The organism is Planktothricoides raciborskii GIHE-MW2, assembly GCF_040564635.1.
GTDB classification, from domain to species: domain Bacteria; phylum Cyanobacteriota; class Cyanobacteriia; order Cyanobacteriales; family Laspinemataceae; genus Planktothricoides; species Planktothricoides raciborskii.
Genome location: NZ_CP159837.1, coordinates 4,778,881 through 4,794,095, shown reverse-complemented (window position 1 = coordinate 4,794,095; position 15,215 = coordinate 4,778,881). Strand labels below are relative to the sequence as shown.

Sequence of the window (15,215 nt, the reverse complement as noted above, 5' to 3'; positions counted from 1 at the left end):
TTCTACCAGAAGGCTTCTACCCAAGCATAAGTATAGTGCTTGATCGACACACCGGAGAAACTATACTTGTTTCCTAGCATCCAAAAAAATGATATGCCCTAGGGAATCCGTCCTGAATTGGTTGTCGGCGTAGGGTAGAGAAAATTCCCTGTCCCTACTTAAAAAATTTTATCGATTATTAGAAAAATGCTGGAGTTATTGAGTTCAGGTTTGATATCTGTATGGTTGGAGTTAAGCGGAGTTCAGATCCGTCAGCAGGATGCGGGGGAATTATTAGTCGGATCGGGAATTCCCGGTTTTGTCTGGGATGAAACAAAAATCGGAGGAGTGGATTCGCCCACGAATGCCACCTTAGAGGAATATCTCAAAGCATTGGAGGCGAAAGGGGTGCGGCGAGACAATCAAGGGATTTGGTTGCAGACCACTCACGGAGAGTTACTGGCTAATCATCAAGGGAATATTCCCCGGTCAGCAGCTTCGATTACTAAGGTGGCGACCTCTTTGGCGGCTTTGTCTACTTGGAAACTGGATCATCAGTTTGAAACCCTGATTGCCGCTAGGGGTCAGGTGGTGGGTGAGGTGTTAGAAGGGGATTTAGTGATTGTCGGTGGCAACGATCCTTTGTTTGTGTGGGAAGAGGCGATCGCTCTGGGGAATGCCCTCAACCGCTTGGGCATTCGGCGTGTCACCGGCAATTTGGTGATTGCAGGTGATTTTTTGATGAATGGCGAGGATAACGGGCAAAAAAGTGGGGAACTGCTGAAACAAGCATTGAACGCACAACTCTGGTCAGCAGAAATTACCGATACCTATAATCTGATGTCCCGAAATGCTCAAAAAAAACTGGCCGCCCCAGCTACACCCAAACCCCAAGTAGCGATCGCCGGTCAGGTGCTTGTGTCTAAAGAACCCCCGACCGAGACTACTCCCTTAATTCGTCATTATTCCCTGCCCCTGGTAGAACTATTAAAGTTAATGAACATCCACAGCAGTAATACGATGGCGGAGATATTAGCGGACGCCCTGGGGGGAGTGCAAGTAGTCAGAAAAATTGCCGCTGAAGCTGCGGGAGTGCCCCCAGAACAAATTCAACTGATTAACGGGTCTGGGTTGGGTGAAGAAAATCGGATTTCTCCTCGTGCGGCTTGTGGCTTATTTATGGCGATTCAGAATTATTTACGCCGGGATGCCGCCAAACCGGGGAACGCCACAGCGCCCCTGACTCTTGCGGACTTATTTCCCATTGCCGGAACTGATGGCGGCACGATGGAAGACCGCAATATTCCCGCTGGATCCGTGGTTAAAACCGGCACCCTCTGGAATGTGAGTGCCTTAGCCGGAGTTTTACCCACCCGCGATCGCGGTTTAGTCTGGTTTGCCATCCTTAACGGTGGGGGCGATGATATTTGGGGTTTTCGCGATCGACAAGACCAGTTATTACACCAATTCTTAAAACAATGGGGAATATCCCCGGAACCTTTCCCACAAATTACCCGCAATTATCCCAGCAATCGAGAATTGATTGAAATTGGCGCTCCGAGTCGTAATGAATTGTTGTGGCAAAGGTCTTGATTCAGAAACCGGGTTGATTTTTCAGGGGTAGGGTGGGCAAAATTTGCCCACCCTACTGCTCTCTCATAGAAACCCGGTTTCTTTTCCGGATGAGTCTCCAAAAAATTGAGCCAATTGACCCGACTGTAAGGCATTCTGAGCCGTTAATTTTTGCTCAACAACCGCTAGGATAGAATCAATAAAGCTATTGAGGATTCCCCTTAATAATATACATTGATACTGAACCATTCTTAAATATAGCCCTATACTTTCTTCAAAGTTATTAGGCATGATGTAGTTATGTTTGAAGTAACAAACATTACGATCGGGTAAATAGCCAAACGCACCAATGGGAATTTTCTCACTAATAGTATTAGTTACAATATACAATTCATCGGCGGCTTCTGGAGTCACTTCATCACTGACGATGAGGAAAAATTGTAAGAGATAGAATGGGGACATATCGTCCAACGGAATGAAATTAATATTCAGATCCAAAAACGCATCTTTTTCGCCGATGAAATCAAAGCGAACTGCGAGCATATCTAACGCTGGATTATCGCTAGGGTGTCCTAAGAGAGTTTCCTGTCCTGACTCTTCAAAAAGAGATTGCAGATTCTTAAGAAATTTTTTTTGAGATTGTATTGATACCATCATATATCTTGATCGAGAAATCCTGAATTATCGCGAATATTGAACAGACTTGGTTTTAAACTCCATACTTACTGGCTATTACTTTCTCTGTGGGTGTAGGTGGAGCTTTCTTGCGATCTATCTTCAGACCCAGCGAATTAATCAACTGAACAGGTTCTTCTTCCCCACGAATAACACCTCGTAAATAGAGATCCGCAGATACCATGTTTACAAAATCTTTGTAGAGTCCGTCAACACTAGCGTAGCCGTTTGAATGTAGTAAGTGTTCTCTTTTGTTATACCGCTCCTGCTTATCTTTGATATCTTGGATTTGCAAAACTTCATCGGCAAATTTTTCCTTATTAGCTTGATTTTTCAAGTACGCATATATTTTGCGACCTGCTAAAACCATTAACCCCACCGCTGTGATAATTGGGAAGGTCATGGTGGCTAAACCAACAGCGGTTAAAGTCACAGCGATCGCACCTTGAGCCGCTAACCCGATATTATCGGTTCGAAGTGCCATTTGATTACGCTTATTGACTCGTGCTGCCTCCGCAATTTTTTTGTCTTCACTATTTTGCAATTCACGGGATTGGTTAGCCTGTTTCGTATTTGTATATGCATTAACACCGCCCGTAACAACATCCATTGCTCCGGTGACAATCCCCGTGGGCATCAAAGCCGCTTTGGCAACTTCGTCACTGATAGCTTTGGTCAACGAACCAACGGCTATTGAAATGTTCCCTGCGAGGCTTGCACCACCGGCAAAGCGATCGCTAGTTTGCAAGTCTTTATCAAACGCAGATAAGCCCGTGACTTCTAATGCTGTATTTTTTAAGACTTCTTTCGATTGGGATGCTTCTACTGAGTCAAAATCGTAATTTTTCCAGATATCTGTGTTTGCCCCCGCCTGTCGAGCCGCCTCAGTAAAAGCATCCCAATCGATTTCGCTGGCATTCTTCTTTAGACCAAACCAAGCGTCTTTTTTGAATTTATTTTTAACATCACTATTAAATTCTGTGATGATATATTCGCCTTTTGGCTTCTGTTGAGCCTGTTTTTTTTGCTTATCATTAAGAACAATATTAACAATTGTTCTCTCTTGAACTTCATCACTTTGGTTGAGAAAAAATAATACGAATGTCTTATATTGACGCTGTTGTGCTGCTTTTCTATTTTCCAACCATTGTATAATCTGACGAACAACATAAGGATGGATACACCCTGCGAGAACGCTGCTGTCAGGATTATCTCCAGCTTTTCTCTGCAAAAACTCTGTTGCGCGTTGAACCTGAGAACTTTCATTTTGCTGAATAGTGTGGGTCAACTCATGGGCAGTCAAATGATTATTACCGGGAGATTTCCCCGAACCATAATAAATATGATTGCCGTGGGTAAATGCCTGTGCGCCCAAATCTCGGTTCATTTGTACCGCTTGGCTATCCGTATGTACGCGCACACTGCTAAAATCTGCCCCAAAACGCGGTTCCATGTAGGCACGAATTTGCGGGGCTAAAGGACTGCCAGAGTTTTTGCTTTGACTGATTTGATTTTCCAGAGAATTTGGAGCATTAAGGCTACCATCTGCGGCTGCCTGGACTTTAATCCGACGTTGAATAAAACCTTTTTTATTTTCCCCTGCTTCTTCTGATAGTGACTCAGAGGGTTGTGGCTGCATTTGAATAACAGGTTCTACTGGAGTAATAGCCGCAGAAATGGGTTTAGCTTGAGCAAAGATAGCCGCAGAAATGGGTTTAGCTTGAGCAAAGATAGCCGCAGAAATGGGTTTAGCTTGAGCAAAAGGGCTTGGGGCTGTGGGATTTTCCACGGGCGCCGGAGCAGATATCGCAGGCATTCTCATCACCGTTTCGGCAATGGTGTCCGCTTCTTGTTCATATTTATCCCCCGGTGCCCCAATGGTCAGTTTTGCCTGAATGGGTGCCGGGGCAGAAATTTGCATCCCCGCAAGGCGATCGCCTTCTATATTTCCTAACTCGACTTTAGTCTGTACTTCCGGTGTTGCGGTTTCCGGTTGCACGGGTTCCGCAAAGGGACGCGGCTTAAACATTCCCGTTACGGGAGTTGGGGTGAAATGGGACGATCCTTTTTTCTGAATCTGCTTTCCGGTTGCCATAGCCTAACCTCGCCGAATTGTTGAAGTTAAATAATTTTTTATTTTACCACAAAATAGCGATCGCTATATTAGTCAAAAGTCGATATTTTGCTCCAGAATTTGTGAGAGAGCGATCGCCCTCCGCTGATGGAAAGATTTTTTTTGGCCGATCGCGGATTCGAGGGTCGGGGATAATTGGCTAGATGCCAAAGAACAGGCCGAACTATCATAGAATCGTACCCCGTTGAATCAGTAAAGAGATGCAAATCAAACAAATAAAATATCCAGTTGAGCAAAGCGATCCGCCGCTTTCTGCCAGAGAAACTTTGCCCACTATGTACGATCTACCTAGCGAAAACCCGGAGGAACCTGGATGGCCTGACGAATTCCATTATCTTCAATCTACTGTACTCAGTCTAACTTTTCATCCGAAAAATTATCCCCTAGAACAAGTATTTCATGCTGGAAATATTAATCTCTATTATGATGTACGTCACCATTCTTGGTATAAACGACCGGACTGGTTTGGAGTAGTAGGAGTTTCTCGACTTTATGACAATCGGGATTTACGCTTAAGTTATGTGATGTGGCAAGAAATGGTTGCGCCCACAGTGGTGGTGGAATTATTGTCACCAGGGACAGAAACCGAAGACTTGGGTAAACGGACTCGGTTGGTTAGCGAACCGCCCACGAAATGGGAAGTTTATGAACAAATTTTGAAAGTTCCTTATTATATAGTGTTCGATCGCTATACCGATGAGTTAAAAGCATTTGCTTTAATGGCTGGTTTTTATCAGGAATTGAAATTAACCGAACCGAAAATTTGGCTGCCTCAATTAGAGTTGGGTTTGGGTTTGTGGTCTGGAGCTTATGAAGGACTAAATCAAGTTTGGTTACGTTGGTATGATGCTCAAGGAAGTTGGATTTTAACACCCAGTGAACGGGAAGCGCTTGCCGTGAAGCAACTTGAAGCGGAACGCCTTCGCGCTGAAGCGGAACGCCTTCGCGCTGAAGCGGAACGACAACGCGCTGAAGCCGCAGCTACGCGATCGCAACAGCTTGAGGAATTGCTGCGATCGCACGGGATCGATCCAAATAGTTTAAATAGTTAACTTTCACCGAAGTAGCGAAGTATGGTGGGCAATGCCCACCCTACGTCTGAGTAGCGAAGTATGGTGGGCAATGCCCACCCTACGTCTGAGGATTGTCAAACCCACCCTTTAATCTCGCTATCGGTCAAAACTCGCTCTAATTTCATACATTCGCTGCGGGCAGCAACTAAAATATGTTTCATCATCACAGGTTCCCCGGCATCAGCGGCCATAAACGCCGCATTTAATGCTACATTTCTAATATTTCCCCCCGCTACATTCAGCTTGGCTAATTTGTCATAATCCAAGCCTTCCGTGGGAGTTTGGGGCGGAAAAATTCGCTGCCAAATTTCTTTTCTTTGATTTAAGTCCGGGAAAGGAAACTGCACGACAAAACGAATCCGCCGCAGAAATGCTGAGTCTAAAGCACTCTTAATATTAGTGGTTAAAATGGCTAATCCCCGATAGGCTTCCATCCGCTGCAATAGGTAAGCAACTTCGATATTCGCATGGCGATCGTGGGAATCTTTGACTTCGCTACGTTTGCCAAATAAAGCATCGGCTTCATCAAATAATAATATCGATCCCCCTGCTTCCGCCGCATCGAATACTTTTCGCAAGTTTTTCTCGGTTTCACCGATATATTTACTGATAATTGAACTTAGGTCAATCCGATATAAATCTAGTTCTAATTGTTGGGCAATAATATCGGCAGCCATTGTTTTTCCCGTGCCACTGGAACCGGCAAATAAGGCACTAATCCCTAAACCTCGCTCATTTTTGCCGCCAAATCCCCAAGTTTCATAGACTTTCCCCCGTTGTCGCACATGGCTGACTATTTCCCGCAGGGTGTTGCGTTGGGCTTCGGGTAGCACTAGGTCATCCCAGGTGTTGCCGGAATCAATGCGTTGGGCGAGGTCTTCCATACGCGATCGCGCCTGGATCCGGCAAGCATCCCACAAGCGATCGCCCAACTCATTGTTATCCTGGTTATTTTCGAGATCCCCCCCTGGCCCCCCTTGAAAAGGGGGGGGATCAGCGATCGCTTTCCCGGCTTTAATGCAAGCGGCATAAATCTCTGGAACGCTTAAATTAAAATGAGACACTAATTTATTCACATAACCGTTTAATTCCGTATCGCTACCGAGGGCATTTTGCCAAAGGAGGCGCTGTTCTGCGGGGGTGGGTTGTTTGACATCAAAGGTGACAAAAGGTCTTTGTCGAGGATGTCGGCGATCGCGGCTGGTGACAATCAGCGGTTGATGATAGTTTTCAATCATCCTGGCGATCGCATTTTCTCTGGCCAAATCATTGCTATCAATCTCATCGCAATCAAGCAATAAAGCGCTATTGCTTAAAATAGCTTCTCGTTCCCACAACTGAATTAATTCGGCAATATCGTTAGCATGAATTGGGATCACATCTGCCGCCATAATATGCAGATTCCATCCCAACAATTCACAAGCTACCCCAGCCAGCGATCGCTTACTAGCCACATCACTGCCGCAAAGTTGTACCAGGGTAAAACCCTCCCTGGTTTCGTTGCCCAATATCTCCGCCACTTCCTCAGCTATTTGGCGATGAGATGGCGGCAAATCCGCAATGTTTAAGGGCGAAAAACGAGTCGCTTTTACAGAAAATGGCCGGACAATAAATCGCAACTGTTCCTCGAAAGCTGTAGCCCCCATCAAATAATGCAAGACTCGCTCTTCAATTCGCAACGGCGCCGTAGTCAAGGCATTCCCCGCACCTACAGAAATTAGTCGCCAGCGACGCAGGGGACTGTTTGCGGTTAAGGCTTGCCAATTTTTATTAGGAAAAATATCTAATCCTAAACCAAATGTCGGATAATTACTTTGCGTATCTCCGTGAATTCCGGCGCAAAGATTGCCCCAATTTCTATCTAATTCCATGCCCGCACATAGCAGCAATAAATCGCGATCAAAATCCGATAAACCAAAAGTTTCGCAAAGTTGTTCTAGGGCTGGTGAGGTTTGCCATTGCCAGCTTATCTCATCCTCGAATAACTCGCGGTCAATTTCCTCTGGGACAATTTCCGCATCATCGTTCAATTGTCGTTGCAGCTTTTGTTGCAACAACAACCGCACCCGGTCGAGCGATCGCCCCAAATATTCCTGGTTATCCTCTAACCAATTGCTAGTTCTTAATGATTTGATTGGCACCATAATTATTCAATTGATAATGGACAATTGATAATGGACAATTTATAATCCACAATGGACAATTTAGATTTTTTCACTGATTAATTATCAATTATCAATTATCAATTATCAATTATTCATATTATGGGACAGAAATCGGTACAAGAGCATTTTCTGGGGCTGCTTCCCGATAGCGACCCATATCAGCCATCACTAATAACAAATGCAAAGACCAATCAGGATCCGTGGGCAGGTCAGCCCAAGGGATAGCGATTTCTAAGCATTTATTAAAGGCCATTTGCGCCCGTGTGGGTCGGGCGTGCCATTGATGATTTTCTCGCGCTTCGTGGAACCAAAGCGATCGCGTTTGTAAATTAATCCCTAACTGATGATGGAAGAAATAATTTAACGGCGCTTCATGGGGCAATTCTGCCAGGGGAATGGGACTATTGCACATTGGTTTATCGGGATAGTACCAAAGCAAGCGCAATTCTGGAGGAAAATCTTTCCCCGGTTTGGCACCAGTTTTAAAATCTAAGCGCAGATAAAAATTCAAGTGATCGACTCCATACCAGAGGCGTTGTAATGCACTGCTGCGATGCATGGTGCCCCGGGCGCCGCCAATTTCAATCCGACCGGCGCGATCCCAGTCTTGTTCGTCCCCAACCCCATCAATAATCGGGTGAATGAAACTTTCAGGACGGCGATTTTGCTCCGCAACGCTGCCGCGAACGCCTGTTGCCTCATGTTTTTCTACAGGTCGCCGCAACTCTTCGGGAATGGGTTCATTTAATGCCTGATAAATGGCATATAAATGTTCTCGGAATAACTGGTCAAACATGGCATCTTGGTTGGACGAATGACCTTCCCCAAACCACCAGAACCAGTCAGAGCCTTCCGCTGCATATAACGCTTCCCAGGCTTCGGGGTTGGTTTCTTCCGTCGCTTCGGGATGATTCGCCAAAACTTGCCGCGCTGCGGTTAACAAGTCCCAAGCCCGATTTTTTGCCGGATCGCCAATCCAAGTAGTTAAGCTGCCATCGACCCAAGACCCACTATGCAGGCGATCGCTTTCCAGAGTTGCCGTCGTGCCAAATTTATCTAAAAATTCTGAGACGGTGACTAATTTAATATCGGGATGATCGCTCAAATTGGTATAAAGGGCATTTAAGAACGGTTCCCCATCTCGGTGATAAAATTCCCAGCAATTTTCCCCGTCTAGGGCGATCGTCACCAACCAAGGGGCTTGTAACCCACTACCCCCGTCATAATTTTCCGGGCGCAAGCATTGCGCCCCTACAGGATCTGACTGTTGCTCCTGCAAACGATAGCGAATCGCTTCCAAGTGACCCACCAGATCGGAAGCTGCCCGTCTTGGCTCCATTGAACCATAAGTAAAGCCAATCAAATCCGACAAACGGTGGTCGCGGAAGACAATCGCCAAATCCCCGTGAGGGGTTTCTAAGCGATAGGGACGATAAAGTAACTGCGGTTCTAGTACATTCCCCGCCCCATCACGATGGAAAAAGTGCTGCATTGTCCAGCCTAACACCGCTTCATCAGAGCAAATCCACTGAAAACCTTGGTCTGCAATATAGGGTAAAATTGCCGGACTCACCGCTTGTTCTGATGGCCATAACCCACGAGGAGTCCGACCAAAGCGGTCTTGATACATTTCCCAAGCTTTGCGTAAATGGCGCGGAATATCTTCTTCCCATTGGAAACGTTGCTGGGGTAAGGTCATGTTGGGAACCGCAACCCGTCCGCAATTCGTATCCGCTAATAAGGGCAATATCGGGTGAGTATAGGGAGTGGTGGTTACTTCTAATTGACCGGCATCTTGCATTTGTCGGTGTTGGGGAACAATTTTCCCCATGATTTCCCGTTGCTTGGAATAGATAAGTTGGCGATCGCTCAAAGTAAAATTCTGCCCTTTTTCCAACCACTGAGAAATCTCTGGGTCATCCCAAAATATCGGATCGATCCAGGCCAAATTATGCCATGCCAGCAAATCGTCATAATCTTGGCGGTTCCAATTTTCCAGACACCAAGCTGGGCCTTTGGAAAGTCGTTGATGATACAGTTGCCCGTAGCGAGGATGCGGATCAATTAAAGTATGGTGATTAGCATCAAAGAAATGCTCTACAATAAAATGTTTCTGTTCCAGAGTCAGTTGATCCGCCGCCGTTAAAGAAGCCATCAAATAAGGATCGAATGCCTTCCCTTCGATATATTCTTCTATCTGCAAAATCAAAGAGGGAACCAAGTTCACCGTTTGATGCAATTTGGGATATCGAGATAATAACAGTACCAAATCCAAATAATCTTTGGTGCCATGTAAACGCACCCACGGCAAACGGTATTGATTGGCAATCCGGGATTTGTAGAGGGGTTGATGTTGATGCCAAATAAAAGCAACGTATAAAGGATGAGTCATAATTCACTGTGAGGATAATTTCACTTGAAAAATCAAACCAAAACGCCAATTATGTAAGTATTTTACCTGCTATTTTTTGTGCTTTTGAAGCCGCTTTTTAGATAAAAATTACATCTAAATTTTATAAATAGATTGAATTTTTATCTAAGTAAAATCTAAGGATTTTTTTTCTTTCCTTTCGTTAGAAATGGCCAGAATTTCGGGTCAACAGCCGTTGACCCCTACAGCAGGGACGCTACATTTAGATCAACCAGCCGCGATTCGAGTAGCGCTTCGGGGCTTCGCTTCACGATTGCTCCTCAGAATAAATGATTAATTTCGGACGCAGCCCGGATAACCTTTTAATTTGCTCTACCCAATCAGGTGTACGTTCTGGTAGATGATTATATTATCGGTTATATTCGGTGTTATTTAACTTTTCGTCTATATTTCGTCTATATATGGTTTGATTTGCGATCGCGCCAACTAAATTATCTGTCATCTGTCATCTGTTATAACAAATGTAGGGGCGAGCAAGCGAATCGCCCCTACATTTAGGGGTTAGCCCCCGTGCAGAAGGGGGTCAACGGTCAACGGAAAGAAATTTAAATTACCTGTTCCACTTCGGCAATTTCTGGAATTGACTCGCGGAGTTTGCGCTCAATGCCCATGCGTAAAGTCATGGTTGAACTGGGGCAAGACCCACAAGCTCCTTGCAAACGCAATTTGACAATCGGGCCATCGATTTCCACCAGTTCCACATTACCGCCGTCTGACATTAAATAAGGGCGGAGTTCATCCAAAACCGTTTCCACATTATTCGGTGTGAGTGCCAAGGCCATACAAATTTCCTCTTGTAAACGCTGGTTGTGAGTTTAATTTTAACGTTTGTTTAGTGTTAGAGCGCGATCGCCTCCCTTCCGAAAAAAACCCAATTTTTTCCTTTTCTCCTCTACACCTGGGCGCAGGGGAGCGGGGTGTAGCCCTGAGCCTGCCGAAGGGTAAGAGGTGTAGGGAATAGTGAATAGTGAATAGTGAATAGTGATATTTTTTTTGTACGGGCGTCCTTGCGAAGCATAATTCGTCAGGCCTTATGGCCAGAAAGCCCCTACGACTTTTGTACGGGCGTCCTTGCGAAGCATAATCCGTCAGGCCTTATGGCCAGAAAGCCCCTACGACTTTTCACTTCTCTTGCCCCGCACCCCCGCACCCCCGCACCCCCACACCCCACACCCCGCTCCCCATAAAAAAGCAGCTTGTCCTTTAGGACAAGCTGCTGGTTTTCATTCATCGTTGGCCGTTAACTGTTAAACAGAAAGCTTTTCTCTCACTAAAACTTTCGTCAACAGTCTCAGAGTTGCCCTATAAGAGATATTGAACTGAAGACACAATAGAACATCTCCCTTGGTATATCCTAATACAGCCGGGTACGCATCAAGCAGTTATGATGCAGAGGTTTTATCCACATCTTTCTGCATCTTGATAAATGAGCAGCGAGGTGCCATCAATCTCTATATTCTCTCTACCGATACCTTTTTGCTAACTTTCATTAACAAATGCAAGATGCTCACGCATCCAGGGCGTATCTACCAAAGCCCGCAAGAATATCCCGCGAGCGCCATTTACGTCTCGATCCATCACCTTTCCATCAAGAACCGACTTAATGGTTTTCGCCTCTCTCTGTTTCTCTTTATTAAAGATTGATGGCATCCCATTGAACTACATCATGCCCATGCCGCCCATGCCGCCCATGCCGCCCATGCCGCCCATGCCGCCCATGCCGCCCATTGGATCCCCTGCGGGCATCCGAGACGGGGGTTCTGGTTTTTCAACGACTAAAGCTTCCGTAGTCAAGACCATACTGGCGATCGAAGCAGCATTTTGTAAGGAAGAACGAACAACTTTCGCCGGGTCGATGATTCCAGCGGCAATCATATCCTCAAATTTGCCGGTAATGGCGTTGTAGCCAACGTTGAAAGCGCTTTCGCGGACTTTCTCCACAATCACCGAACCTTCAACCCCAGCATTTTCGGCAATTTGACGCACGGGTGCTTCTAAGGCTTTTTGCAGGATTTGAGCGCCGAGTTTTTCTTCCGCATTGAAATCAGCCTTAATTGCATCGATTTTCCGAATTAAGTGCAGTAAAGTGGTGCCACCACCAGGGACAATACCTTCTTCTACAGCGGCTTTGGTAGCGTTGAGGGCATCTTCAATCCGCAGCTTGCGCTCTTTGAGTTCGGTTTCCGTGGGTGCGCCAACTTTAATTACTGCTACACCACCGGCAAGTTTGGCAATCCGTTCTTGCAGTTTTTCTTTGTCGTATTCGGAATCGGTTCTGCTTAATTCTTTCCGCAGTTGCTCGATCCGTTTGGCAATTTCACCCTTGGTTTTCGCATCGGGTTCAGCCACGATGGTGGTGTTGTCTTTGCTAATGGTGATCTTGCGGGCAGTACCCAGCATATCCACGGTGGCGGTATCTAAGCTGAGGCCAATTTCTTCAGAAATTAATTGCCCACTGGTGAGGATGGCGATGTCTTGCAGCATGGCTTTGCGGCGTTCGCCAAATCCAGGAGATTTGATGGCGGCGATATTTAAGACTCCGCGAGCTTTATTTACCACTAAGGTAGCTAGGGCTTCCCCGTCTACGTCTTCGGCAATGATTAATAAGGGTTTGCCTTGGCGGGCAACTTTTTCTAGAATGCCTACGAGGTCTTGGATGGAGCTAATTTTTTTGTCAGCAATCAGGATTAGGGGATTTTCAAATTCCACTACCATCCGTTCGTTGTCGGTGACAAAGTAGGGAGAAATATAGCCGCGATCGATTTGCATCCCTTCGACTACTTCTAATTCCGTGGTCAAAGATTTGGATTCTTCGGCGGTGATTACTCCGTCTTTGGTCACTTTGTCCATTGCTTCGGCAATCATCTGACCAATTTCTTCGTCGTTGCCAGCGGAAACTGTGGCTACCTGAGCGATCGCAGCCCCTTCTACGGGTTTGGCGATCGCCTTGATTTCTTCCACTAGCTTGGCTACAGTTTTTTCAATCCCCCGTCTGACTGACACGGGGTTAGCTCCTGCGGCCACAATTTTTAACCCTTCGCGAATCATGGCCTGGGCTAAAACCGTAGCGGTGGTGGTGCCATCTCCAGCCACATCTTTGGTCTTGGCAGCGACTTCTTGAATTAGCTTGGCGCCGGTATTTTCCAGAGGATCTTCTAGATCGATTTCTTTGGCAATGGTAATCCCATCATTGACAATCTGTGGGGCGCCAAATTTTTTCTCTAGAACTACATTCCGTCCTCTCGGCCCCATCGTAATCCGCACCGCATCAGCTAAAGCGTTAATTCCTTTTTCCAGCGATCGCCGAGACTCTTCATCAAATGCAACAATTTTAGCCATAGATTCTTACTGTGTAGCTTTCCAAATAGAAAATTTAGCACTCTCTGGCACTGAGTGCTAAGTCGCGGAAACCGTACATCAACATCCTGAATATTTCGGTAATCAGTATTTCCCGCCTTATATACGCCCTATATAAAGATTTACTGCGTGTTTCTTTACATAACTTTACAAACTGTTGTGAATCTTAACGATTTTGTCGTATCTTAGTCCAAGAAGCACTGATACACTGGAACTTATTAGCAAATACTGCTCTCATAAATATCCGAACAAATTCCGTTCCTGCGGATTGGGGAGATGCGGATGGGGTAAAGGAACCCTTAGTCTAGACTAGGAATGATTTTTATTAATCAATCCTTTAACCCTAGATTACCGGGGAAATCCTAAACGCCCCTTGCCCTCAACGGGAAAGCATGAGTCAGATCCATTCAGTCGGAACTGGATGGATCCGCCTGCACAGTTTCTGTCCGTTATTCATTGAAAAATTTTCTCAAGAAATCGATCTATGGTAGATTCCCTCAAAAAACCAGCGTCCTTTGAAGAACTCAGACCTGGGGTCAAAATCCCTGCTAAGGACACCATCCTCACCCCCCGCTTCTATACCACTGACTTCGATGAGATGGAAAAAATGGACATCTCACCGAATGAGGATGAACTGCAAGCTATCCTTGAAGAATTCCGCGCCGACTATAACCGTCATCACTTCGTGCGGGATGAGGAATTTAATCAATCCTTCGATCATATTGATGGAGACACTCGCCGGTTATTTATCGAATTTCTGGAGCGTTCTTGTACCGCTGAGTTTTCCGGGTTCCTCCTATACAAAGAACTGGGTCGTCGTCTTAAAGACAAAAGCCCCGTGTTAGCGGAATGCTTTAACCTGATGTCTCGGGACGAAGCTCGTCACGCTGGCTTCTTGAATAAAGCTATGTCCGATTTCAACTTACAGTTGGATCTAGGCTTTTTGACCAAAAGCAAGAATTACACCTTCTTTAAGCCAAAATTCATTTTCTACGCCACCTACCTGTCGGAAAAAATTGGTTACTGGCGTTATATCACCATTTATCGTCATTTAGAATCCCATCCCGAAAACCGGATTTATCCGATTTTCCGCTGGTTTGAAAACTGGTGTCAGGATGAAAACCGCCACGGAGATTTCTTTGATGCGATTATGAAGTCTCAGCCCAGTATTTTAAATGACTGGAAAGCTAAACTGTGGTGCCGCTTCTTCTTGCTGTCCGTGTTTGTCACTATGTACCTGAATGACTTGCAACGGGCTGATTTCTATGCTTCCATTGGTTTGAATGCTCGCGAGTACGATATTCACGTGATCGAGAAAACCAATGAAACCGCTGGTCGGGTGTTCCCGGTGATGCTGAATGTGAACGATCCAGAATTTTATCAGCGGCTGGATATTTGTGCGGCAAATAATGCTAAACTAGCTGAAATTGCAAATTCCAACACTCCGAAGTTTTTGCAGTTCTTCCAAAAACTCCCCTTGTTTGTTTCTATGGGCTGGCAACTGCTGCGGCTTTATCTGATGAAGCCTTTGGATGCTGCTACTGCCCAGGGAGTTGTTCGTTAAGTAAGTTTCTGTTTTCGTTTTCGCTCCTCTGTTGTTTCGTGTTATCGGCCCTGGTTTTACCAGGGCCGTTTTTATTTGGGGATTTGGGGATTTGGGGATTTGGGGTGTGTTGATGTAAGGCGATCGCCTTGCTATTATTGCGATCGCATGAGAGCCTCTCTTAAGAAGCTATTCTTGCAGGGGTTTTGAAACCGCTTAAGAAGAAAAATCGTTATTTTATGTAGGGGCGCAATGCTTGCGCCTCTCCGAACCCCACCTGGGGGAT

10 protein-coding genes are annotated in these 15,215 nt (G+C 45.7%); 4 read left to right on the top strand and 6 right to left on the bottom strand.

What is annotated here, in order from left to right; genetic code table 11:
* Positions 1 to 186 precede the first annotated feature (186 nt).
* The gene (locus tag ABWT76_RS20645) at positions 187 to 1,572 is read left to right on the top strand and encodes a D-alanyl-D-alanine carboxypeptidase (RefSeq protein ID WP_190878532.1); all 1,386 of its coding nucleotides are present in this window, start codon (positions 187 to 189) and stop codon (positions 1,570 to 1,572) included.
* A 63-nt stretch (positions 1,573 to 1,635) separates the two neighbouring features.
* Here the strand turns inward: ABWT76_RS20645 and ABWT76_RS20640 are convergent, their stop codons facing one another.
* Together ABWT76_RS20640 and ABWT76_RS20635 are read right to left on the bottom strand one after the other, a co-directional pair.
* The gene (locus ABWT76_RS20640; protein ID WP_190878530.1) at positions 1,636 to 2,208 is read right to left on the bottom strand and encodes a hypothetical protein; all 573 of its coding nucleotides are present in this window, start codon (positions 2,206 to 2,208) and stop codon (positions 1,636 to 1,638) included.
* 52 nt (positions 2,209 to 2,260) lie between these two features.
* On the bottom strand, positions 2,261 to 4,321 hold the full coding sequence (locus ABWT76_RS20635) for a DUF4157 domain-containing protein (RefSeq protein ID WP_190878528.1): 2,061 nt from the start codon (positions 4,319 to 4,321) through the stop codon (positions 2,261 to 2,263).
* 20 nt (positions 4,322 to 4,341) lie between these two features.
* On the opposite strand from ABWT76_RS20635, the gene ABWT76_RS20630 reads away from it, so the two are divergent.
* A complete protein-coding gene (locus ABWT76_RS20630; protein ID WP_190878526.1) occupies positions 4,342 to 4,503 on the top strand; it encodes a hypothetical protein in 162 nt (53 codons plus the stop codon).
* Positions 4,504 to 4,560: 57 nt separating this feature from the next.
* The gene (locus tag ABWT76_RS20625; protein ID WP_190878524.1) at positions 4,561 to 5,412 is read left to right on the top strand and encodes a Uma2 family endonuclease; all 852 of its coding nucleotides are present in this window, start codon (positions 4,561 to 4,563) and stop codon (positions 5,410 to 5,412) included.
* Between the two features lie 95 nt (positions 5,413 to 5,507).
* On the opposite strand, the gene ABWT76_RS20620 is transcribed toward ABWT76_RS20625, so the two are convergent.
* The 4 genes from ABWT76_RS20620 to groL all read right to left on the bottom strand — a co-directional run bounded on the left by ABWT76_RS20620 (position 5,508) and on the right by groL (position 13,368).
* Positions 5,508 to 7,577 (bottom strand): ATP-binding protein, encoded by a 2,070-nt coding sequence (locus ABWT76_RS20620; RefSeq protein WP_190878522.1) that lies wholly within the window; start codon positions 7,575 to 7,577, stop codon positions 5,508 to 5,510.
* Between the two features lie 118 nt (positions 7,578 to 7,695).
* The gene (locus tag ABWT76_RS20615) at positions 7,696 to 9,990 is read right to left on the bottom strand and encodes a glycoside hydrolase (RefSeq protein ID WP_054465778.1); all 2,295 of its coding nucleotides are present in this window, start codon (positions 9,988 to 9,990) and stop codon (positions 7,696 to 7,698) included.
* A 584-nt stretch (positions 9,991 to 10,574) separates the two neighbouring features.
* The gene (locus ABWT76_RS20610) at positions 10,575 to 10,811 is read right to left on the bottom strand and encodes a NifU family protein (RefSeq protein ID WP_054465779.1); all 237 of its coding nucleotides are present in this window, start codon (positions 10,809 to 10,811) and stop codon (positions 10,575 to 10,577) included.
* An 877-nt stretch (positions 10,812 to 11,688) separates the two neighbouring features.
* A complete protein-coding gene (gene groL, locus ABWT76_RS20605) occupies positions 11,689 to 13,368 on the bottom strand; it encodes a chaperonin GroEL (RefSeq protein WP_190879863.1) in 1,680 nt (559 codons plus the stop codon).
* Between the two features lie 502 nt (positions 13,369 to 13,870).
* Between groL and acsF the strand changes: the two genes are divergently transcribed.
* Positions 13,871 to 14,950 (top strand): magnesium-protoporphyrin IX monomethyl ester (oxidative) cyclase, encoded by a 1,080-nt coding sequence (gene acsF, locus ABWT76_RS20600; protein ID WP_054465781.1) that lies wholly within the window; start codon positions 13,871 to 13,873, stop codon positions 14,948 to 14,950.
* Positions 14,951 to 15,215: the final 265 nt, after the last annotated feature.